Annotated in this window: 20 protein-coding genes and 2 pseudogenes; 11 read left to right on the plus strand and 11 right to left on the minus strand. The window is 60.3% G+C overall.

The window, feature by feature from the left end; all coding sequences use genetic code 11:
- Positions 1–246: 246 nt before the first annotated feature.
- The gene (locus AC13QO_RS13720) at positions 247–501 is read right to left on the minus strand and encodes a DUF6894 family protein (RefSeq protein WP_488540877.1); all 255 of its coding nucleotides are present in this window, start codon (positions 499–501) and stop codon (positions 247–249) included.
- A 275-nt stretch (positions 502–776) separates the two neighbouring features.
- On the opposite strand from AC13QO_RS13720, the gene AC13QO_RS13725 reads away from it, so the two are divergent.
- Positions 777–1562, plus strand: a complete 786-nt coding sequence (locus tag AC13QO_RS13725) for a Crp/Fnr family transcriptional regulator (RefSeq protein ID WP_488540878.1) — start codon at positions 777–779, stop codon at positions 1560–1562.
- Here AC13QO_RS13725 and AC13QO_RS13730 read toward each other — a convergent pair.
- Complete coding sequence (locus AC13QO_RS13730) at positions 1543–1755, minus strand: hypothetical protein (protein ID WP_488540879.1); 213 nt, start codon at positions 1753–1755, stop codon at positions 1543–1545. The genes AC13QO_RS13725 and AC13QO_RS13730 overlap by 20 nt on opposite strands.
- 85 nt (positions 1756–1840) lie before the next feature.
- Positions 1841–2190: pseudogene (locus tag AC13QO_RS13735) on the minus strand (thermonuclease family protein).
- A gap of 280 nt (positions 2191–2470) precedes the next feature.
- Here AC13QO_RS13735 and AC13QO_RS13740 point away from each other — a divergent pair.
- Together AC13QO_RS13740 and AC13QO_RS13745 are read left to right on the plus strand one after the other, a co-directional pair.
- Complete coding sequence (locus AC13QO_RS13740; RefSeq protein WP_488540880.1) at positions 2471–3433, plus strand: sterol desaturase family protein; 963 nt, start codon at positions 2471–2473, stop codon at positions 3431–3433.
- 161 nt (positions 3434–3594) lie between these two features.
- Positions 3595–3705: pseudogene (locus tag AC13QO_RS13745) on the plus strand (non-homologous end-joining DNA ligase); the annotation flags it as partial.
- 39 nt (positions 3706–3744) lie between these two features.
- On the opposite strand, the gene AC13QO_RS13750 reads toward AC13QO_RS13745, so the two are convergent.
- Positions 3745–4353, minus strand: coding sequence for a L,D-transpeptidase (locus AC13QO_RS13750; RefSeq protein ID WP_285195467.1), 609 nt, complete (start codon positions 4351–4353; stop codon positions 3745–3747).
- Between the two features lie 286 nt (positions 4354–4639).
- Positions 4640–5113: a nucleoside deaminase gene (locus tag AC13QO_RS13755; protein ID WP_488540881.1), complete on the minus strand. Its 474-nt coding sequence runs from the start codon at positions 5111–5113 to the stop codon at positions 4640–4642.
- Between the two features lie 193 nt (positions 5114–5306).
- On the opposite strand from AC13QO_RS13755, the gene AC13QO_RS13760 reads away from it, so the two are divergent.
- Together AC13QO_RS13760 and AC13QO_RS13765 are read left to right on the plus strand one after the other, a co-directional pair.
- Positions 5307–5477, plus strand: coding sequence for a hypothetical protein (locus tag AC13QO_RS13760; protein WP_183703149.1), 171 nt, complete (start codon positions 5307–5309; stop codon positions 5475–5477).
- 342 nt (positions 5478–5819) lie between these two features.
- Positions 5820–7313, plus strand: a complete 1494-nt coding sequence (locus tag AC13QO_RS13765; protein WP_488540882.1) for an FAD-dependent monooxygenase — start codon at positions 5820–5822, stop codon at positions 7311–7313.
- A gap of 19 nt (positions 7314–7332) precedes the next feature.
- On the opposite strand, the gene AC13QO_RS13770 is transcribed toward AC13QO_RS13765, so the two are convergent.
- A complete protein-coding gene (locus AC13QO_RS13770; RefSeq protein ID WP_285195464.1) occupies positions 7333–8064 on the minus strand; it encodes a hypothetical protein in 732 nt (243 codons plus the stop codon).
- A gap of 277 nt (positions 8065–8341) precedes the next feature.
- On the opposite strand from AC13QO_RS13770, the gene AC13QO_RS13775 reads away from it, so the two are divergent.
- Positions 8342–9748: an adenylate/guanylate cyclase domain-containing protein gene (locus AC13QO_RS13775; RefSeq protein WP_285195463.1), complete on the plus strand. Its 1407-nt coding sequence runs from the start codon at positions 8342–8344 to the stop codon at positions 9746–9748.
- Positions 9749–9915: 167 nt separating this feature from the next.
- On the opposite strand, the gene AC13QO_RS13780 is transcribed toward AC13QO_RS13775, so the two are convergent.
- Both AC13QO_RS13780 and AC13QO_RS13785 read right to left on the minus strand, forming a co-directional pair.
- Positions 9916–11706: an ABC transporter ATP-binding protein gene (locus AC13QO_RS13780; RefSeq protein ID WP_285195462.1), complete on the minus strand. Its 1791-nt coding sequence runs from the start codon at positions 11704–11706 to the stop codon at positions 9916–9918.
- A gap of 395 nt (positions 11707–12101) precedes the next feature.
- On the minus strand, positions 12102–12932 hold the full coding sequence (locus AC13QO_RS13785) for a Rossmann-fold NAD(P)-binding domain-containing protein (protein WP_488540883.1): 831 nt from the start codon (positions 12930–12932) through the stop codon (positions 12102–12104).
- A 614-nt stretch (positions 12933–13546) separates the two neighbouring features.
- On the opposite strand from AC13QO_RS13785, the gene AC13QO_RS13790 reads away from it, so the two are divergent.
- Entirely contained in the window at positions 13547–13828 is a 282-nt protein-coding gene (locus AC13QO_RS13790; RefSeq protein ID WP_085778097.1) for a DUF982 domain-containing protein, read from the plus strand.
- Positions 13829–13945: 117 nt separating this feature from the next.
- On the opposite strand, the gene AC13QO_RS13795 is transcribed toward AC13QO_RS13790, so the two are convergent.
- Complete coding sequence (locus tag AC13QO_RS13795; protein ID WP_488540884.1) at positions 13946–14821, minus strand: nickel-binding protein; 876 nt, start codon at positions 14819–14821, stop codon at positions 13946–13948.
- Positions 14822–15234: 413 nt separating this feature from the next.
- Here AC13QO_RS13795 and AC13QO_RS13800 point away from each other — a divergent pair, with 413 nt between their 5' ends.
- The 3 genes from AC13QO_RS13800 to AC13QO_RS13810 all read left to right on the plus strand — a co-directional run bounded on the left by AC13QO_RS13800 (position 15235) and on the right by AC13QO_RS13810 (position 16017).
- Complete coding sequence (locus AC13QO_RS13800) at positions 15235–15492, plus strand: DUF982 domain-containing protein (RefSeq protein WP_085778099.1); 258 nt, start codon at positions 15235–15237, stop codon at positions 15490–15492.
- Between the two features lie 124 nt (positions 15493–15616).
- Positions 15617–15787, plus strand: coding sequence for a hypothetical protein (locus tag AC13QO_RS13805; RefSeq protein ID WP_164517744.1), 171 nt, complete (start codon positions 15617–15619; stop codon positions 15785–15787).
- A complete protein-coding gene (locus AC13QO_RS13810) occupies positions 15787–16017 on the plus strand; it encodes a hypothetical protein (protein ID WP_285195459.1) in 231 nt (76 codons plus the stop codon). Before AC13QO_RS13805 ends, AC13QO_RS13810 begins: the two co-directional genes overlap by 1 nt.
- A gap of 182 nt (positions 16018–16199) precedes the next feature.
- On the opposite strand, the gene AC13QO_RS13815 is transcribed toward AC13QO_RS13810, so the two are convergent.
- Entirely contained in the window at positions 16200–17696 is a 1497-nt protein-coding gene (locus tag AC13QO_RS13815) for an FAD-dependent oxidoreductase (protein ID WP_488540885.1), read from the minus strand.
- A gap of 45 nt (positions 17697–17741) precedes the next feature.
- On the opposite strand from AC13QO_RS13815, the gene AC13QO_RS13820 reads away from it, so the two are divergent.
- Positions 17742–18242 (plus strand): MarR family winged helix-turn-helix transcriptional regulator, encoded by a 501-nt coding sequence (locus tag AC13QO_RS13820; protein WP_085778102.1) that lies wholly within the window; start codon positions 17742–17744, stop codon positions 18240–18242.
- 28 nt (positions 18243–18270) lie between these two features.
- Here AC13QO_RS13820 and AC13QO_RS13825 read toward each other — a convergent pair whose 3' ends face one another.
- Complete coding sequence (locus AC13QO_RS13825) at positions 18271–18660, minus strand: RidA family protein (protein WP_285195457.1); 390 nt, start codon at positions 18658–18660, stop codon at positions 18271–18273.
- Positions 18661–18693: the final 33 nt, after the last annotated feature.

Here is an 18693-nt window from a genome sequence, read left to right on the forward strand (position 1 = left end):
TGAGCCCGGAGGAATGCGCCGATCAGGACGTTGCCTATTGGCCCTGACCAGCCGCTCAAATATGAAACGGGAGCTTCCTCGGCCGCCGATCGACTTAGATCGAGGCCGCCGCCAAGCGCCGCCTCGCAGATGAATCTGACGCGGCCCAGGAGCGGGCGAGATAGCAACGGACGGACGGTGCAAAACCGTTCCAGACGCAATCGGTATTCCCTTGAAGATCAACTGATAATTGGGATAGCGGCGCTATCAATCTCTGTTTCGATGCGCGATCTGGGGTATCGCCGCATCGATATGAACTTCGGCAGCCAGTTGACCATGGGCGTCCCGAATCTCGATCGCCTGCGGGAGTTCTTTCTGATTGGATAGGATGGCTCTGCCAACGAGCTCTCTGAGAGCTTCACCGGCCTCTTCTCTTGCTGCTTCCAAGTCCAGGAATGTCTCACCGTCTGGATCAGTCACGACGTGATCAGCGTGTTTGATATGAAAATAGTAGGTCGACAACGGCCTGCACTCCCCATCTCCAGGCGCTCCCGCGTCTGGCAATCACCTGCAGGTTGGCGACTGAGAACGAGGCATTTTCCAGGCCAGGCTTACACAGGTGGCATTCCCTGCATTTTGTCGCCAAACCAAGTTTTCACATGCAGGTTCCGCTGGGTGGAGCATATTAGCAATTTGGATTACAACCGTATCGATTTCCTCGCTCGTGCGTTTAAGAGGGCGAACGGGACTGAATCGGCAAAGGACGTATGCCAACGCAGTCACACGGAGGCGACGCTGTGACAAAAATCGCGCAAAAAGATACCAGGAACAAGTTGCTGCGAAGACTTCCAGAGGAGGCTTTTGATCTTATCGCATCAGACCTGAAGCGTGTTGATCTTCCAGTCCGCCGGTCGTTAGTTGAACCTAATCAACCCATTGAGCACGTTTGTTTTATCGAGAGCGGTCTGGCGTCAATGGTGGCCGTGGCTTCGAACGGAATAGGCATCGAGGTGGGTCAGATTGGATACGAGGGGATGAGCGGATATCCGGTGGTGCTCGGCGTCGATCGGATGCCAAACCGCGCTTTCATGCAGATTTCAGGGGTCGGGCTGGAACTGCCCACCAGCCGCTTCCTGCCGCTTTTGCGCGACGAAGCAACTCGTCTAATGTTTCTCCGCTATGTCCACACGCGGGAGCTGCAACTGGCTTACTCGGCATTGGCGGCGGGCCGATACAACATGCACCAGCGTCTCGCGAGATGGCTGCTTATGTGCCATGACCGTCTTCTCGTGGACGATATGCCTGTTACTCACGAGTTTTTGGCGTTGATGCTTGGCGTGAGGCGATCTGGGGTCACCGACCATCTGCATATCCTGGAGGGCATGCGCGCCATCAAGTCGACGCGAGGGAACGTCAAGATTTTGAACCGCCAGATTCTCCTCGATGTTGCAGATGGTTGTTACGGCGCTCCGGAAGCCGAGTACGAACGGCTTCTTGGGTATCCGTCGTCAGACGATCAAAGACCGGCAAGATTGAAGGGGGCGTGGGGTCGGTGGTCCGGTTCTACGATCGAACATCGATAAGTAGGCTCAACAAACTGTCCTCATCCTTCACGCCGTGCTGATAGGACTGAATGATCCGAGAGGCTAGGTCCTGGCGCTGCGGGTCCGAGGTGATCTTCTTCACCGATACGACGTGATCGAAGACCCGCTGGCAAAGGGCCAGTTCGGCGTGATTCAGCACGTTCTGCGCCTGTGCTATTGGCAATGGGATCATGACAGCCTCATTTCCCTGGCAAGCGAAGGGTAGGGCTGAAGCGCGCCTGATCAAGCAGGATCGCAAACACGAAGTATTTCGTGGATTAATCACACCAATCGTTTCGTTGAGCGGGCTCCATGTCCGGGCGAATCCGTCCCGGAGCATCTTGGCTCCGATCTCTTGACGAGCGGTGGGTGCGATGGCGTCCGGTCCACCGCGCCGCTGAAGACGACGCGCAATCCCTTTTTAGCCAAAAGTTCTTTCAGCCTTCCGTTGGCAATCAACGCCAGCTTCCGTTCCTTGAGACACTTTGCGTGGCTCCCGATCTCCGGCGTGTCGATGCCGCTGATGAATGGAACGCCTTCCCCGAGCAATCGCATGTTTGCCCATCGCGCTTGGCGTGTCGCCGTCGATGGCCGTCAGCGTGGCGCAGGCGATGAGTTCAGCGAGGATCCAGCGTGACCCGACACAGCATCAACTTACCCTCCATCCCTATGCTAACGCGCGTCGAACCGTACATAGCCTTTTGTTCCCGTCATGATAGTTCTTTATTATGAGCCTTTCGGTCAGTTGAAATTTTTTCTCAGTGCTCCTCTACCCTCCTGCATGCCCCCCGGGACTGCACTTCGACCACTTGTATACATAAAAAGGACGCCCCGATCGTCCTTTGAGCAATCTGCCAAAAGCGTATCGTCAGGACTAAGCTGTACGGGTTCGTGTTTGGAGCAGTGCCATGGTGCTGGTCGAATACTGCCTGCACAAGCTTGGAAGCTTTTTTTACAATACTTATTATCTGAATGGTAAGGCAATGGCGCTCAGTTTCGCCATTTCCATTGGCCTGGTTCTGACGGTTTTCGCGGTGGAACTCACCTATGTGGGGTTCGGCAATTCCGGGTTCCGTCGGGTTTTCTTCGAACGCAGCAAATCCACAATCACCGACATCGTCTATTTCGTCCTTCAGGCGACGGGAATGATTACGCTATTCGCGGCGCTCGCATCTTTTGGTCTGTCCTATGCCATCACCCGCGCGGCTCAGGATGCCCCCCACCTGGACCTTGGCCGGAGGTTGCCAGGCTGGGCACATGTCCTGTTGTTCCTGGTGCTGACAGACTTCTTGAGCTACTGGCAGCATAGGTTGATGCACCGGCTGCCCGTGCTATGGCGGCTGCACGAATTTCACCACGCAGCCGAAGAGTTCAACGGGCTGACTTCGTCGCGGGAGCATCCGCTGGAGAAGGCCATAAACATGGCCATTATGGTCGTTCCGGCGCTGCTTATTGGCCTGCCAACGGCCGAGTTCGCCGTCGTGACCATCACCTTTAACGCCATTGGTCTGGTCAAGCACAGTGCCATTCCCTGGCATGGCTGGTTTGGCAAATACGTGATCCAGTCACCACGCGACCACTTCATCCATCACTCCCGAGTGCGGGAACATCACGACAAGAATTTCGCCAATTATTTCCCGATCTGGGATCATTTGTTCGGCACCTATTACAAGGGCGATGCAGACGGCGCAAAGCTCGGTCTGGACCGCGACTACTTCAACCAAACCGATCCGTTGCGCGAAACCATCGCCACAGAAATCCGTTTCGTCCAACGCGCGTGGCAAGCTGCCAAGGCCAGGTGCGGCATAAGCCCCGTAAGCGGAAAACCTGTCTCGCCGCAGGGGCTGTCGGGCTCGGAACAGAGCCGGTAGCGAAGCTGGCATCGCTCTGTTGTGATAAGCGGCAGCTTTCTGCAATCCACGAACTAACTCCGATTGACAGAAATGGGTCGATTCCAGCCGCCGCTTCCGCTCCAACAAAGCCGGGTTAATGCGTTGATGCGGAGCCGATCGCAAAGCCGTTTGGAAAGGGCGAGGGTATGGTACCCGCCGGCGGTGAAGAGGCGATCCGTTTATCCGAGGAGATCGAGGCGGATGGCGAAACGCTTCTGCGCATCGCCTGCGAGCATGAACTTGAGTGCATCGGCTAGGTTCCAGTACGGTGTTGGATAGAGGGCATCCGATCACCGCTGGACGATGACGCGGGTCCCCGGCTGGATCATGTCGTAAAGCTCCTCGACATCCTCGCGGTACATCCGAAAGCATCCGCTTGATGCGTTGGTGCCGATGGAGGAGGGATCGTTGGTGCCATGGATGCGCAGCAGTCCGTCGGCAAGGTAGATCGCCCGCGTTCCAAGCGGGTTTGCGGGCCCGGGCTTCACTACTGCCGGCAGCCTTGGGTTCTTCTGGCGCATGCTGGCCGTTGGCCGCCATTCGGGATGCAGTCGTTTCGACACGACCCGCGTTATCCCATACCATTGTTTGCCTTCGCGGCCGACGGCGATAGGGTAGGCAAACTGCTCACCCGCTGACGTCGTGTAGATAAGGGTGTGCTCACGGGTGGCGATGACGATGGTTCCTCCAACGCGCGTCGATCGCTCTCGACGTTCTGGAAAGGGTTCCCGATAGCCAGGTTCTGGTTCGTAGTATGGAGGAGGGGGATAGCGGCTGTAAGGGTCATCATAGCCATAGCCGTCGTATTCATCGTATCCATCATACGGCGCGTAAACTTGGGCTTGGGCATGCACCGCCATCAGCAACAGGGCCGCAGCAAGGAGAACCAGCAATCTCATTCTTCGCATCCGCTTGTTATACGATCATGATTGGATTGATTTCTATGGCGGCACTACGGCGAGGGGATCTCGATTGGACGTGTCGCTCGTTCTCCGCTGAGTTCACCATCGAGCCCATAAACGGCCCAAAAGGAGGCTGCCATAGATTATTTGTTTTGCTGAGCGAGCAAGCTCAAGGGCTGGCGGCGCATCGCTAGGAGCTATGTCAGAGCCGCCGCCCCCCTCTCTTCTCGGCCATGCGACGCAGCCGCAATCATCCTATGGCTCTGCTCAATGAACCCTGAGCCTAAAGCTTGCCCAGATGTTTCGGCCAGAATTCCTGGTGGACTTCAGCGGCTTCGTCTTCGAGGTTCGTCGGGCCAACCACCGTGACGGAACGCGCTCCGCTCTGCAACACCGCCCGGCTGGGTACATTCAACCCGATCCCGGCAATCTCGCCGAGCCGTGTTTCCGAGCACGCAAACACCATGCGGCCGATGCCCGACCAGTAGATCGCCCCGGAGCACATCGCACAGGGCTCAGTGCTGGTATAGAGCGTGCAGTCGGCGAGAAAAGCAGGGTCGTGGTGCCGCGCCGCCAGTTTAACCAGATTCATCTCGGCGTGGTTTGTCATATCGTGGCCGGTGAAGACACTGTTTTCGGCGCGCAGGATGACTTCGCCGTCCTTTACAAGGACGGAGCCAAACGGTTCGTCGCCGTTTGCCATCGCGGATTTCGAGAGCGCAATCGCTTCTCGCAGAAACGGCTCGTGATTTTCCATGAGAACCCCCAAGGTTAGCGCGGGATGATCTTCCCTCGGATCGGAAGGATTTCCAAGCGCAGCAAATCAAAATCGAGATTGGTGATCTGCATCGCCTTCCGTGCAAATGCAGACGGGTCGCCCAGACTTTCATTCTCGGAACCAAAAGCACCCGCATCGACTTTGACCCTGATCTATCTTGGAGGTCCCCCTGATGGACAGAACACCGAAAACGGCCATCCGCGGAATGATGTCCTATGTGCTCGCTCTTCTCGTCCTCGGCATCCTGGCGGGCGCCGTTTATACGCTCTATGGCCATCCCGCCGATCCGTCCGAGCGACCGGCGACCGAGACCATTCCGCAAAAGGCGACAGCTCCGCAGTGAGAGGCGTCACGACAGCTTTTTGATCGGTCGTCCTCCGGAACGAATGGTGAAAGAAGGGCGCTCTGTCGGATCCGGCGCCTACCCGGTCCGGTCGTGTTTCAACTCCCGCGCTCCACCACGAAACAGCGCGCAAGCGGCAACCAACAGGGCTTTGGAAGCAAGGCAGAAATTCTGTCGCAAGTCCTTCCCACCATTAGAGAGCTTATATTTATAGGGGGACCAACCTGCGACAGGGGAAATCGGCACCCGAACCGGGATCACGAAATCGGGGAAGGTCAACGCGCCGGGTCGGCCCGCTATGGCGGATTTTGCGCTCGGAAGTGTGAACAGAGGAGTTCACGGATGAAAGAACATGCGGTCGTGATATCGGGAGGAGGGCCGACGGGGCTGATGCTGGCGGGTGAACTGGCCCTGGCGGGTGTCGATGTCGCCGTCTTCGAGCGGCGCGAGAACCAGGAGATCGTCGGTTCGCGTGCCGGCGGTCTGAGTTCGCGCACGCTCGAGGTTCTCGACCAGCGCGGCATCATCGATCGGTTCCTGGCGGAAGGCCAGATCGCCCAGGTCACTGGCTTTGCGGTCACGCGGCTCGATATCAGCGATTTCCCGACGCGGCACAATTATGGGCTGGCGCTGCGGCAGAAGCATATCGAGCGCATCCTCGCCGGCTGGGTCGGCGAACTGCCGGTGACGATCTATCGCGGCCGCGAACTGACTGATTTCGAGCAGGACGACACCGGCGTCACCCTCGAACTCTCCGATGGTACGTCACTGCGGGCGGGCTATCTCGTCGGCTGCGATGGCGGCCGCAGCCTGGTTCGCAAGCTGGCGGGCATTGCCTTTCCGGGATGGGACGCGACGACCAGCAATATTCTCGCCGAGGCCGAGATGGAGGAGGAGCCGCCGCTCGGCGTCCATCGCACGGCGCTCGGCATGCATGCCTTCGGCCGCGAGGAATATGAAATCCGCGACGGCAAGGTGGTCTTCGCCAGCGAAGGTCCGATCAATGTCATGGTTACGGAAAAGACTGCCGGGGGCACAGGCGAGCCGACGCTTGACGATCTCAAGCAAGCGCTGATCGCCGCCTGCGGAACCGATTATGGGATACACGGCCTGAAGTGGATATCAAGGTTCACCGATATGTCGCGCCAGGCGGAGGTCTACCGCAAAGGCAGGGCGCTGCTGGCGGGTGACGCCGCGCATGTGCATTCGCCGGTCGGCGGGCAGGGCCTCAATACCGGTGTGCAGGATGCCGTCAATCTCGGCTGGAAGCTTGCCCAGGTGGTGAAGGGCATATCGCCCGAAGCCCTGCTCGACACCTATCACGCGGAGCGCCATCCGGTCGCCGCCCGCGTGCTGCGCACGACGATGGCCCAGGTCGCGCTGCAACGGACCGATGATCGCACCGAGGCTCTCAGAGAGGTCGTGCTGGAACTGCTTGGGCTGGAGGAGGCGCGCAAGAAGATCGCTGCCGAAATGTCCGGACTTGGCATCCGATACGACTTCGGCGAGGGGCATCCGCTGCTCGGCCGCCGAATGCCTGATCTCGATCTGGTCACGCCGGACGGCCCCTTGCGTCTCTTCACCCTGTTGAGAGAGGCGAGGCCGGTGCTGTTGAACCTCGCCTCGCGCGGCAGCCTCGACACCGGGCCATGGTCAGGCCGCGTGCCTCTGGTCGAGGCCAGCTATGATGGGCTGTGGGAGCTGCCGGCGCTGGGGGCGGTTGCGGCGCCGACTGCGGTGCTGATCCGGCCTGACGGATACGTGGCATGGGTAGGCGAGGGATCCGGGAATGGCCTCGACGCAGCGATGAGCACCTGGTTCGGGCCGCCTCGCTAATAGGGGAACAGCCGCAGCGCTAAGCGGCCAGCGAAATCGGCGCGCCGTCTGGCATTGGCTCCGGCATCGGTTTGCCGCGGCGCTCCCAGGTGCGGCGGCTGATGCCGAAGGCCTCCCAGGGGCGGGCTGCACTGAGGGAATTGCCGAGATATTCGGCCCTGGAAACGGCGCCGGCGGCCCGCCGCTGCTCTTCCTTTCGGCTTCGTTCGCGTTGGCGCCGCTTTTCCTTCTGCAGTTTTGCTCTTTTCGCCTTCGGCACGTCGAAGGCGCCGATGGTGCGAATGTCCAGCGCGCTGCGTTCGGCGTAGCTCAGATGCAGGGCGTGACCGAGTGCATCGGCGGTGAGGGGAGAAAAGCGCACTCTCGTCCGCTCATAGATGATTTCCTCGATCACGGCTTTTTGAGCCCACGGCAGCCATCGCGCCGCCCAGCCGAGAACCACCTCGACAAAGCCTTCCCCGAACTCGACAAAGGCAAGACCGGCGATCACCTCGACATAGATCAGGGCGTCATCCGCCTCGGGCACGATCTCGCCATGACGATGCCGGATCAATTTCTCGATCTCGCGCATCCGGCCGCGGAAATGGTTCCAGCGGCCGCCTCGCATTCGGCGCTGCACGGCCTTGTAACCCAGGAGACAGTCGCCGATCTTGATCGCGGTTATATCGCGCGCAAGACCAGCCGCACGATCGGCCTCGTCAACTCGATCTGCCGATTCAGCCTCTTCATCCGCGCCGACGAGACGATCCATCGTTTCTCCTTTGCGACCAGGCCCGAGAGGCCGAAACGAGTGACTGTAGCGGAAGCGGGGGCGGTGAAGCTCGCTTTTTGTGCGCGAGATCCACCGATTTTCGCGGGTGGTGGCGCAACTGCAAAACGGACGATCCCGTCTGGTTTTCGGGCGCCGCCGGACCCGGCCTATCGGTGGCGAGCGGCACCCGGCCCGGTCGATTTCTATTGGGAATGTCCCGTGTTATCATCCCTGGACTGACGTCATGAGCCGTATTGTCAGCACAGAGACTTGTCCGATGAGCGAAATGGACGTGCTTTTTGCCAGCCTGCGACAGGCGGCTGACCCTGAGACGGTCGAGTGCATCGAAAATGTCGTGAAGCATGGCCATGATCGCGATCTCAATCGCATCAATGCGCTCGCCTTCGCCGATGAGCATCATCTCGATGCAGAAAAGACCATCGCCGCCTTTCTGCATGCAGCCCGGATCGGCGCCTTCGAGATGACCTGGAACGTGCTTTGCCCGGGATGCGGCGGCGTCCTTGACAGCGGCGCAACCCTCAAGGGGGTCAATCAGGACACCTATCATTGCGCCCTCTGCGCTGCCGGATACGAACCGACCCTCGACGAGATGGTCGAGGTTACCTTCACGGTCAGTCCGCGCGTGCGCAGGATTGCAGCCCACGAGCCCGACCGGCTGCCGCCGCTCGAATATTACCGTCAGATTTTCTTCAGCTCCGGCGTCGACCTGCCGGAGGACCTCGAAGCCAGGTTCGACCGCATCCTGCTGGAACTGATCGAGCTGGCCCCGGGCGAGAAGGCCTTCGTGTCGCTGCAGCTGCCGGCGCAATTCGTCATTATCTTCGATGCGGTGACCCATTCGGCCCAGTTCATCGATGTGCAGGGGGAACCCGCCGACGAACGCCAGAATCTTTCGATGGTCATCAGCCGCGGGCATCCTCTGAACGAAACCGTGACGCTGCGTCCAGGCTTGCTGCGGCTCACTCTCGAGAACCACACTGATCGCCGGGTGGTGCCGAATGTCTGCATTGCCGGCGATGAGCTGCACGACCTCCTGGGCCGCAGGCGGCCATTTCTGACGGCCAAGCGCCTGCTGACGAACCAGAGCTTCCGAGATATCTACAGGACCGATACGCTCGACGTCGACCAGCGCCTGAAGATCACCAGCCTGACGTTCCTCTTCACCGATCTCAGGGGCTCGACCGCGCTCTATGAGCGCGTCGGCGATCTTGCCGCGTTCGATCTGGTGCGGGCGCATTTCCGCGTTCTTCACGAGATCGTCGCCACCGAGGCCGGCGCGGTCGTCAAGACGATCGGCGACGCCGTGATGGCGACGTTTCCGAGCCCGGACCGGGCGGTGGCGGCGGCGCTCAGGATGCGCGAGGCGATGCGGCGGCTGAACACCGAACACGGCAGCGAAGACCTCCTGCTGAAGATCGGCATCCACGAGGGACCCTGCCTCGCCGTCAACCTGAACGACAGGCAGGACTATTTCGGCCAGACGGTCAATATCGCCTCCCGCGTCCAGGGCCTTGCGGACCCGAATGTGATCATGACGACCGAGACGGTGGTCGAAGATACCAATGTCTCGGAGATCCTGCGCGACAGCGGCGTCACATCGGCCTCACGAATGGCGGAGCTTCAGGGCATCGGCAGAGAGGTCAGGATCTTCGCTCTGTCCTGAGCCTCATCCGCTGATGGCGGGCTTCGCTGCGGAGCATTGAGCCTTCCGCATCGGCTTCTCCCGACCTCGACGCTGCGTTTGCACGTTCCCTCTCCCCTTGAGACGGGGGAGGGTAGTCATCGGCGCTTAAGCGGACAACTGAGGCACATATCGAAGGAGAAGGCGGTTTATGCCACCAGGCCCTTGGTCAGTTCCAGCGCCTGCCGCTCGAACAGCCGGCGATAGATGCCGCCGTTGAGCCGGATCAACGCCTGGTGGTCGCCTTCTTCGACGATTCTGCCCTTGTCGAACACCAGCAGCCGGTCCAGCGCCCGCACCGTGGACAGCCGATGGGCGATGACAAGCGTCGTGCGGCCGTCCATCAGCCGTTCCATGGCCTGCTGGATCTGCACCTCGCTTTCGCTGTCGAGGCTCGACGTCGCCTCGTCGAGGATCAGGATCGGGGCATCAGCCAGGAAGGCGCGGGCGATGGCGACACGCTGGCGCTCGCCGCCCGACAGCTTGACGCCGCGTTCGCCGACCATCGTCTCATAGCCCTTCGGCAGGTCCACGATGAAGCCGTGTGCATTGGCCTGTTTCGCAGCCTGCTCGATCTCGCGCCGCGAGGCGTTCGGCCTGCCGTAGGCGATGTTTTCCGCGAGCGTCCGGTGGAACAGGATGGGCTCCTGCTGCACGATGGCGAGCTGGCCGCGCAGGCTCGATTGCCTGACCTCGGCGATATCCTGGCCGTCGATGCGAATGGCGCCCGAGTTCACATCATAGAGGCGCTGGATGAGCTTGACGAAAGTCGTCTTGCCCGAGCCCGAATGCCCGACCAGGCCGACGCGCTCACCGGGTTTTATGGTGACCGAAAAATCCTCGTAAAGCGGGTCGGGATGGGCGCCATACTGGAAGGTGACTCGATCGAAGACGATCTCGCCCGCGCCGATCGTGATCGGCTTGGCGTGCGGCTTGTCCTCGATGCCGAGCGGCATCCTGTCGAGCAGTACCAGCTCCTCCATGTCGTTGACGGCGCGCTGCAGGTTGCGGATGTCCTGGCCGACATTGCGCAGATAGCCTTGCAGAACGAAGAACATCGCCAGCACGAAGGTGATGTCGCCGGCGCTCGCCAGCCCCTGCCGCCACATGATCAGGCCCGTCCCCAGAATGCCGGCCTGCATGGATACCATCATGATGCCCTGGATCGTGCCGCTCAAGGTGCCGCGCTTCCATGTCCGCCGCGTGCGGCTGTCCCATTTGCCCAGCACGTGGCGCAAGCGGGCTTCTTCGCGGTTTTCAGCCCCGAAGGCCTTGACCACCGAATTGCAGCTGATGGCGTCAGCGAGCGCGCCGCCGAGCTTGGTGTCCCAGGCATTGGCAAGCCTCGCCGCCGGCGACACGAAGCCCATGGAAAGCGCTACCGTCACGCCGATATAGACCAGCGACCCTGCAGCCACGATCAGGCCCATGACCGGCCAGTAGCTGCCGAGCACCATACTGGCGCCGACCAGCATCACGATTGACGGCAGCAGCGCGACCAGCAGCACGTCGTTGAGCAAGTCGAGCGCCCACATCCCGCGAGTGATCTTACGCACCGTCGAACCCGCAAAGCTGTTGGCGTGCCAATCGGTCGAGAAACGCTGCACCTTGTGGAAACCGTTATTGGCCACATCGGCCATGATGCGCAGCGTCAGCCGGATGATGCCGTTGAAAATGAACCAGCGCAGCACGACACTGGTGAGGCCGAGCACCACGACGACGACGAAGGCGCTGAGCGCACCGTCGGCGGCGTGACCGCCGGCAATGGCATCGACGATCCGGCCCGAAAACACCGGCACCATGACCTCGGCAAGCGTGCTGGCCGCAACCAACACAATGATAACGCCCACCAGAACAGCACGGTGGCGCCAATGATGAAAAACAAAGCCGAGCACGTGACGATAGGCATCGGCGCGGAAATCGAGCTTCTTGCGAGTCATTTTAACCAGCCCGGCCGGTATCGGAAACCGGTCCTCAAAAATCGAAAGTTAAAAGGCAGCCACGCGGAAGACGAAGTGATCCCGTCAGATCAATCGGGCTGTGAAGGGAGAAAAAACCGCATATCGCGCGCGCTAGGGGCGAGCCGCGAATGGATATGACCTAGCGTCGGGACATACCGCACGGGAAGGCTTCGATGATTGCTGATGTCATTCAACGCCTCCCTTATGTTCGATCTGAAGCGGTAGCGTTTTGTAGCGAAGCAATTCGCCCTTGCCAAGAGGGAATTTACAACCCTACGGAAAGTGATGCGAAAACGACACAAATCAAAGACTGCGAAAATTCGTGCGCGCTGAGGGTCGCGAGCCGGATCACGTCGAGGCGCAACGCCCGATCGTCAAGATGTCGCCCACTCCATCAGCGCATTCTGGGCGTGAAGCAGGAATGCTTTTGCGGGACGGCTTTGGCAGGCAGGGTGCAACATGGCGTCGACGGATACTTCCTGCCCTCTTGCGACCGGCGGGCATGGCAAAAAGATCATGTCGCGCTGTCCCTTATCGAGGAGCGTTGCCGTTACCTGATACTCGACCAGCTCGTTTTCTCCCGCATCTTTCGGCCACGAGTCCGTGATGATGACGTCCGCTGCAAGGGCATCCCGGATATCCCGGCTGGTTTCGAAATTCTGGTTCAGAAGATTGGGATCGGTCACCTGCCAGCGCTCCGGATAGACTTGGACGACGCGGATGGGCATGGATTTCGATGCCTCGACCCAGGAACGAAGAATGTTGGCATCCGGCGCGATCCCGGCGACCTTGAGACCTTCCAGTGATCCCCTGACGCTCTTGATATAGGCGAGATCGCCGAGCGTTTCACACGGATGATTTAGTCTTGTCCGGGCATTGATAATAGGCGCATCCATGACTGCCGCGAGCTCTTGCAAGGTAGCAAGTTCCTTCGTCCTGACGACGAGAAGATCGAACCAGTTATCGAGATAGCCCGCAAGGTCCGCTGTGGCCTCGCGGGTGTTGAAGCTGATAGGCGGTTGCACGCAGATGCCGCCCATGGCCTCGACGCCGAGATCGAAGGCCGCCGTGTTCCGCCATCCCATGTCGTCGGCGATAACACCAACTCGCTTGCCCAGCAGCGACTGTGGCATGGTGCGGTCCGCCCAATGCTTCGCAAGCTGGCCGGCTCTGTCGATAATCGCAGTGACGGTGTCCAGCGGCAATGCGTGGAACTCAAGGAAATCTCAATTCGGCATGGAATTCACGGTGTTTTCAAAGTTTCTGTTGGCTATGCAGGCGATCGACCGCTCGGCAATGGTTGTTTCCAGGCCTCCTGATGCGCCAAACCTCTGATCGGCGAACCGGTCTTTCAATAGCTGCACGAGCGAGCATTGCCGGGCCTGAAACCGCCCGCACAGGCCGGGTTCCTGGACGTATCCCGCTGATACTGAAAATCCTCCCGGTCCTGCCTCGCTGGCGAGGTGTTGCAGGAAGACATGAGCGTGGACAAACCGATCATCGCGCCGGTTGCGACCAATGTGAGGAATCGGGTCATCTAAGCTTCTCCTGAGGTTTGTCTCGGCAATCTATCATGCCGATACAACCAGATGCGAGGACCGGCGAGAGTGATCACGCTGATCTGATAGGAAATGGCTTCGATCATCGAGCGATCGTCCCTCGTGATCCTGCAATCCCGATAATCTGCTCGAGCTATTCTGCGATTATGGAAGGAAGTTCATAGTGTTCTCTAGCGAACTAATCGCGATTTCGCCTTGAACAAATCGGTGATTTTCAGTAATATTGTTCCATAAAAAAGTAATATAAATGGGAGGTTACTATGTCGGAAGCTCGGTTCGAGCCGGTTTTTCTTCATCGTCAGCATTTCGTCGCCGAGATCAAAAGTCTTGACGAAATCTTCGATTTTCTGGATGAGTGGCCGCAGGACAAGCGAGGTCTGGCATATGACACTCTGCTGAAGGCGTGCAGGGATACCGCCAAGGGAGCATTTCCTCTCAGCGCCGCGCGCGAGAATTTCCGCCGTTTTCTGAAGATGTCTGGCATGCTCGACAGCGGCCCCAAATTCGAGGGGATGGGCGATCGAAACGTCGGCAATGCTTGAAGAGCCACGTCTGTTCGCGACGATCTGAGCTGGCGTGCCGCCACGTCATAAGCGGCGCGTCCGGTTGCAAATCTCCGGTCATAACCGACCGCGACGCCGCGGAATGCCGCAACAGTCTCAGCGGATTTCACCGGCTCTATGCGCGTCGCCCCCGTCGCGACGCGCTTTAGCCAAGGTGGCACCCGCCCAATCGCAGCGGAAGACCAGCACCGGCTTCGAAAATCCCTTGATACGCCGGCGCGTAGCGTGGGCAAAGAGGTCGCCGGCGCCAAATTCCCGGAATATATTCTCCGACACGAGGATCTGGTCACTGGCTGCGGCCGCGCAGAGGCGGGCTGCGAGCTGCACTGTGGAGCCGAAGAGGTCGTTGCTGTCCTCGACCGGCTCGCCGCAATCGAGCCCGATGCGAACATGGATCGGCTCGGCCTTGCTGCCGTTGTAATGCTGGAATTCCTGCTGGATCGCCATGGCGCATTCGACGGCTGCGGTCGTCTCCGCGAAGGCGGCCATGATGCCGTCGCCGGTGTGCTTCACTTCGCGGCCGGAATTTTTGCCGAGGCACCGGCGCACGATCGCGTCATGCGCCCTGACCAGCTCCGTCCCCATGCGGTCGCCGAGGCGCGCCGTCATCTCGGTCGAGCCGACAATATCGGTAAACAGGATCGCCCGGTGGCCAGGATCCATCCGCGGCGCGGATTGGCCCGGGGCCGGATCGGGGTCATTGATGCGACCGAGAAAGGCCTCGACAGCCGACAGAGCCACCTCGACGACCTCATTGGCGACGAAACCGTGCGCTTCGCGATGTACGCAGTGGACGGTTTCGACATCGGGCGCATCCACCAGACAGAAGGCCGTACCGCGCCGCTCGTCGAACCAATAAGTCAGAAACTTGACGCCGTATCGATCCTGAATGTCGATATCCATGCGATGCGCCTGGGCAACCTCGGCGGCTGACGTTCCTTCGAGGTAGTGCCGGTCCATGAAGATAGGCATCGCGCGTCCTCCCAGATCCGCCGCGTGCAAGAGATGGCATTGTACGATCTGGATTCATTCCCGTCCACCTTCGGGACAATCAATGCCTGATCGTTGCCAGGCGTTGCTTCCGAGAAGGCAACGCGTTGCTGCACGCCCGATAGAATATGCATGGATATTGGTGATTTTAATGAGTGGGTGTAATGAGTTCAGTCTGATATTTACCATAATCGGTCGTTTAATGCTGATAGCGAGAGTTCCGGAACCCCTCGAGAAGCTTCAGACGTTTCCCGTTTCAAGCGTCGCCTGCCGGATCCCGCCGGGAGAGACGTGTCTTTCACGGTCATGGTGCCAAGGATCGAAGGCCGCTGCCAACGGCATGCTAATTGCAAAGTATCGGTTAGCTCGCCGAAATGAGGAAAAGCTGTAGCAAAGTGAGACAGACGGCAAATTTTCGACCGGTCGGCCTGGCCTCCATGGGGCTCGGCCATTATGCCGTTATCAACTCAGTGTGGGATGCCGCGCGAACGCTGCTCCGTGACTGGCCCGTGGATGACGGCGAAGAATATTTTGAAGCGGTCAAGGCCTGCCTGGATGCGATTACCGGCGATCTCTCGCCGGATCATGTGCGCGCCGTCTTCATCAGGGCCGCGCAGGAGGCGGGCATCGCCGTCATAGAAGCCGCCGACTGACCAGCGGCCGCATTCTGACCAGCGGCGCATCCTGGTTCCCGTTTCCAAGACACGCTCGTCGTCGCGCTTGACTTCTTCAGCTAAAAGTCTAAATTAGAACAAAACAGGAACATTGGAGATGGTCATGACACATACGGAACAGGTGATCGCCAACGCCCTTGCCCTCGTCGAAGCCTCTCGCGCCGCCCGCGAGCGGGATCAGCAGCGCCGCGCCGCCTGGCAGAAAAAGGTGGAACTCAGCCGTCCGCTGCCGCCTCTGCCGCGCCCGGTCCAATTGCCGCTGGCGCTGAACTGATGCGGCCGGTTTTGAAATCCCGTCGGGCCAAGCCTGATCAGTTGGAACCCGATGATGCTTGGGAAGTGGAAGCCGTGCTCGCCTGGCATGACGATGATGCCAAGGCGGCGATCCGTTCGCTGCTCGACGACTGCAAGCATCTGCGCCGGCAACTGGCGTTGGCCGAACGAGTGATGAGCCGCGGCATGGCGCGCGGCTGGACGCCGCGTTACGAGCGCGACGCGCTCTGATGAAGTCTTCAGCCGCCCTCTGCCGCGCGGCGGCTTTGGCCGGACCCGTATAGGCTCTGGCCGTGAACTGGCGGCACCGAGGCTGACGAGGTGAAAACCGGAAGCGTTAGCCGCCGGTCCGACCGCTCGGATGGCCCCCCTGCGGCTCGCTCAGCAGGTTTCAGCATCGTGACGTTCCGCAGTCATGCCGCGAGGCCGACCTTGGCGAAATAGGCTTCCAGCGCTGAAGCGGCGCCGGATGCGACTATGGCACCTATATAGCCATCCGGACGCACGAGCACATGGTCGCCCGGCGTCAGGGCATAGACGCTGCGGAAATGCCCGCTTTCATCCAGGAGGTCGCCGCTCCGGCCGACCCTGTGGATGTGCAAACCCTTGCGCGGCGGCACGACTGTCTGGTCGACCTCGTAGCAGAGCAGGGTCCAATGGGCGCCCCTGAACATGTCGAACAGCCGCCTTGGCTGACCGGCCGCACCGGCGAGCGCGGCATCCGGCGCGCGATCGCCGGCAAGCAGACCGCAGCGGCGTTCCGGCTTTTCCAGCGCGACGGAGGATTCGGGATAGCCGATATCGAGCTGATGAACCTCGCGGCCACGTCTGACGTCACCGCGCTTCAGCGCATCGAGAAGTTTGGTCGCAAGGCCAAGCATCGCCGCGGCAATCGGGCGGCGCTCTTCCTCGTAGCTGTCGAGCAACTGATCGGGGGCTCCGGCGACGACCGCAGCCAGTTTCCATCCGAGATTATAGGCATCCTGGACGCTGGTATTGAGGCCCTGGCCGCCGGTCGGCGGATGCGTATGCGCGGCATCGCCGACGAGAAAGATGCGGCCGAGCCGGTAGCGATCGGAAAGCCGGGCGTTCATGGTGTAGGCCGAGGCCCAGGAGACCGACTGGACGTCAACATTCTCGCGGCCGGTGCGTTCCCTCACCAGGGCGGTCAGACCCGCTGCGGATAGGTCGATCTCGCCTTCGAGAGGGATCGGTCCCTGGATCTGGAACAGATCGGTTCCCGCCAGCGGGCAAAGGGCCAGCTGCCGCTGCATGTCGCCTTCGCCAAAGCGATGCCAGGCGTCGCGATCTAGCCCCGTCAGCGCGACATCGGCGACGATGGCGCGCACGCCGAGCGTCTTGCCGGGAAAGCCGATATCCAGCGCGTGGCGTACAACGCTGCGGCCGCCATCGGCGCCAACCAGCCATCGGACGCGAATGGTCTCGTCACCGGATTGGCTATTGAGTTGCGCCGTCACGCCCGCCTCGTCCTGTTCGAAACCGATAAGCTCGCAGCCGAATTCCGGCCGGTGTCCCAGCTCGATGAGGCGCTCGCGCATCACCCTCTCGGTCAGAAACTGCGGCACCATCAGCGGAAGATGATAGGGCTCGGCAGGCGTCGCCTCCTCGCGCACTATGGCGTCGGAGTCGATGAAGCTTCCGTCGTTGCGATATTCCCGCTGCTTGGGATAGGCGCCGCCGAGCGCGACGATCCGGTCGAGGATACCCATATCCTCGAAGACCTCCTGCGTTCGCGGCTGAATGCCCTTGCCGCGCGAGCCGCGGAAAGGGTCGTTTAGCTTTTCGATCAGGCGAAAAGATATACCACGGCGCGCCAGCTCGATCGCCAGCGTCAGCCCGGCTGCGCCGGCCCCTGATATCAGCACGTCGATTGTCGAATTCTGTGTCATTGTCTTCTCCATATGTGTATTATGCACATAATAGGAGAACTCGAAATGCCGTCAACAATAAATGTGCAAAATACACATATATCGGAAAAGCTGCGCGAACTGCATGGGGCTTTGATCGAAATCGTCAGCGTGATGAACCGGCCCCAGCGAGACGAGCAGATGGTGCGCGAAGCAGGTATTTCGCTCGATCGCGCCCTGTTTCCGCTGCTGGTGACGGTGGAACGCCTCGGCCCGATCGGCGTTGTCGAACTCGCCGACCGCGCCGGGCGCGACTACACCACTGTCAGTAGACAGGTCGCCAAGCTGGAGAGCCTGGAGCTGGTCGAGCGTCGGGAAAGTGCCGCCGACCGTCGCGTGCGCGAGGCTGTCATCAGTCCGAAAGGCAAAGCGATGACGGACCGCATCGACGCCGCGCGCGAGCGGATGGGCCGCGCGATCTTCGCAAGCTGGGACGAGCACGATTTCAATGAGCTGGTGCGGCTTATGCGAAAATTTGCCAGCGATATCGGCGATAGCGCTGAGGAGCCGCGTGGAGAGGGCGGCTGACGCGGGCGCTCCCACAGGGCCTGCTTCATCAGAATACTTTGGCGGCCGTCACTTCGACTTCCACTAGAAAGTCAGGCCGGGTGAAGCCGCTGACGATGATCAGCGTTGAGGCCGGCTTCGGATCCAAGGTATAGCGATCCCGCACCGCCATATAGGCCGGGAAATCGTCGCGTTTCGTCACAAAGGCGGAAATGCGGATGACGTCGGCAAAGCTCATCTCGGCCTCGGCGAGAATTGCCTTGATTGCCTCGAAGCAGAGTTCCGCCTGCGCACCGATATCCTCCGGCACGATCTCGTCGGGGCCGATGCCGAGCTGACCCGAGGTGACGAGCAGCGAGGCGCCCGGTGGCACCAATAGGCCGTGATTGTAGTGTCCGAACGGCCGGCGGACGGCTGAGGGATTGAAAACCTTCTTCATCGGCATTCCCTACTTGGACGAGGATGTCATTGT

It is taken from the genome of Rhizobium sp. CNPSo 3670, from assembly GCF_057784555.1.

What these genes read in the sequence shown, in the direction of transcription:
- AC13QO_RS13730 (WP_488540879.1), bottom strand. Translation starts at nt 1,755, where the DNA reads ATGATCCCATTGCCAATAGCACAGGCGCAGAACGTGCTGAATCACGCC.
- AC13QO_RS13740 (WP_488540880.1), top strand. Translation starts at nt 2,471, where the DNA reads ATGGTGCTGGTCGAATACTGCCTGCACAAGCTTGGAAGCTTTTTTTAC.
- AC13QO_RS13750 (WP_285195467.1), bottom strand. Translation starts at nt 4,353, where the DNA reads ATGAGATTGCTGGTTCTCCTTGCTGCGGCCCTGTTGCTGATGGCGGTG.
- AC13QO_RS13755 (WP_488540881.1), bottom strand. Translation starts at nt 5,113, where the DNA reads ATGGAAAATCACGAGCCGTTTCTGCGAGAAGCGATTGCGCTCTCGAAA.
- AC13QO_RS13760 (WP_183703149.1), top strand. Translation starts at nt 5,307, where the DNA reads ATGGACAGAACACCGAAAACGGCCATCCGCGGAATGATGTCCTATGTG.
- AC13QO_RS13765 (WP_488540882.1), top strand. Translation starts at nt 5,820, where the DNA reads ATGAAAGAACATGCGGTCGTGATATCGGGAGGAGGGCCGACGGGGCTG.
- AC13QO_RS13770 (WP_285195464.1), bottom strand. Translation starts at nt 8,064, where the DNA reads ATGGATCGTCTCGTCGGCGCGGATGAAGAGGCTGAATCGGCAGATCGA.
- AC13QO_RS13775 (WP_285195463.1), top strand. Translation starts at nt 8,342, where the DNA reads ATGAGCGAAATGGACGTGCTTTTTGCCAGCCTGCGACAGGCGGCTGAC.
- AC13QO_RS13780 (WP_285195462.1), bottom strand. Translation starts at nt 11,706, where the DNA reads ATGACTCGCAAGAAGCTCGATTTCCGCGCCGATGCCTATCGTCACGTG.
- AC13QO_RS13790 (WP_085778097.1), top strand. Translation starts at nt 13,547, where the DNA reads ATGTCGGAAGCTCGGTTCGAGCCGGTTTTTCTTCATCGTCAGCATTTC.
- AC13QO_RS13795 (WP_488540884.1), bottom strand. Translation starts at nt 14,821, where the DNA reads ATGCCTATCTTCATGGACCGGCACTACCTCGAAGGAACGTCAGCCGCC.
- AC13QO_RS13805 (WP_164517744.1), top strand. Translation starts at nt 15,617, where the DNA reads ATGACACATACGGAACAGGTGATCGCCAACGCCCTTGCCCTCGTCGAA.
- AC13QO_RS13810 (WP_285195459.1), top strand. Translation starts at nt 15,787, where the DNA reads ATGCGGCCGGTTTTGAAATCCCGTCGGGCCAAGCCTGATCAGTTGGAA.
- AC13QO_RS13815 (WP_488540885.1), bottom strand. Translation starts at nt 17,696, where the DNA reads ATGACACAGAATTCGACAATCGACGTGCTGATATCAGGGGCCGGCGCA.
- AC13QO_RS13820 (WP_085778102.1), top strand. Translation starts at nt 17,742, where the DNA reads ATGCCGTCAACAATAAATGTGCAAAATACACATATATCGGAAAAGCTG.
- AC13QO_RS13825 (WP_285195457.1), bottom strand. Translation starts at nt 18,660, where the DNA reads ATGAAGAAGGTTTTCAATCCCTCAGCCGTCCGCCGGCCGTTCGGACAC.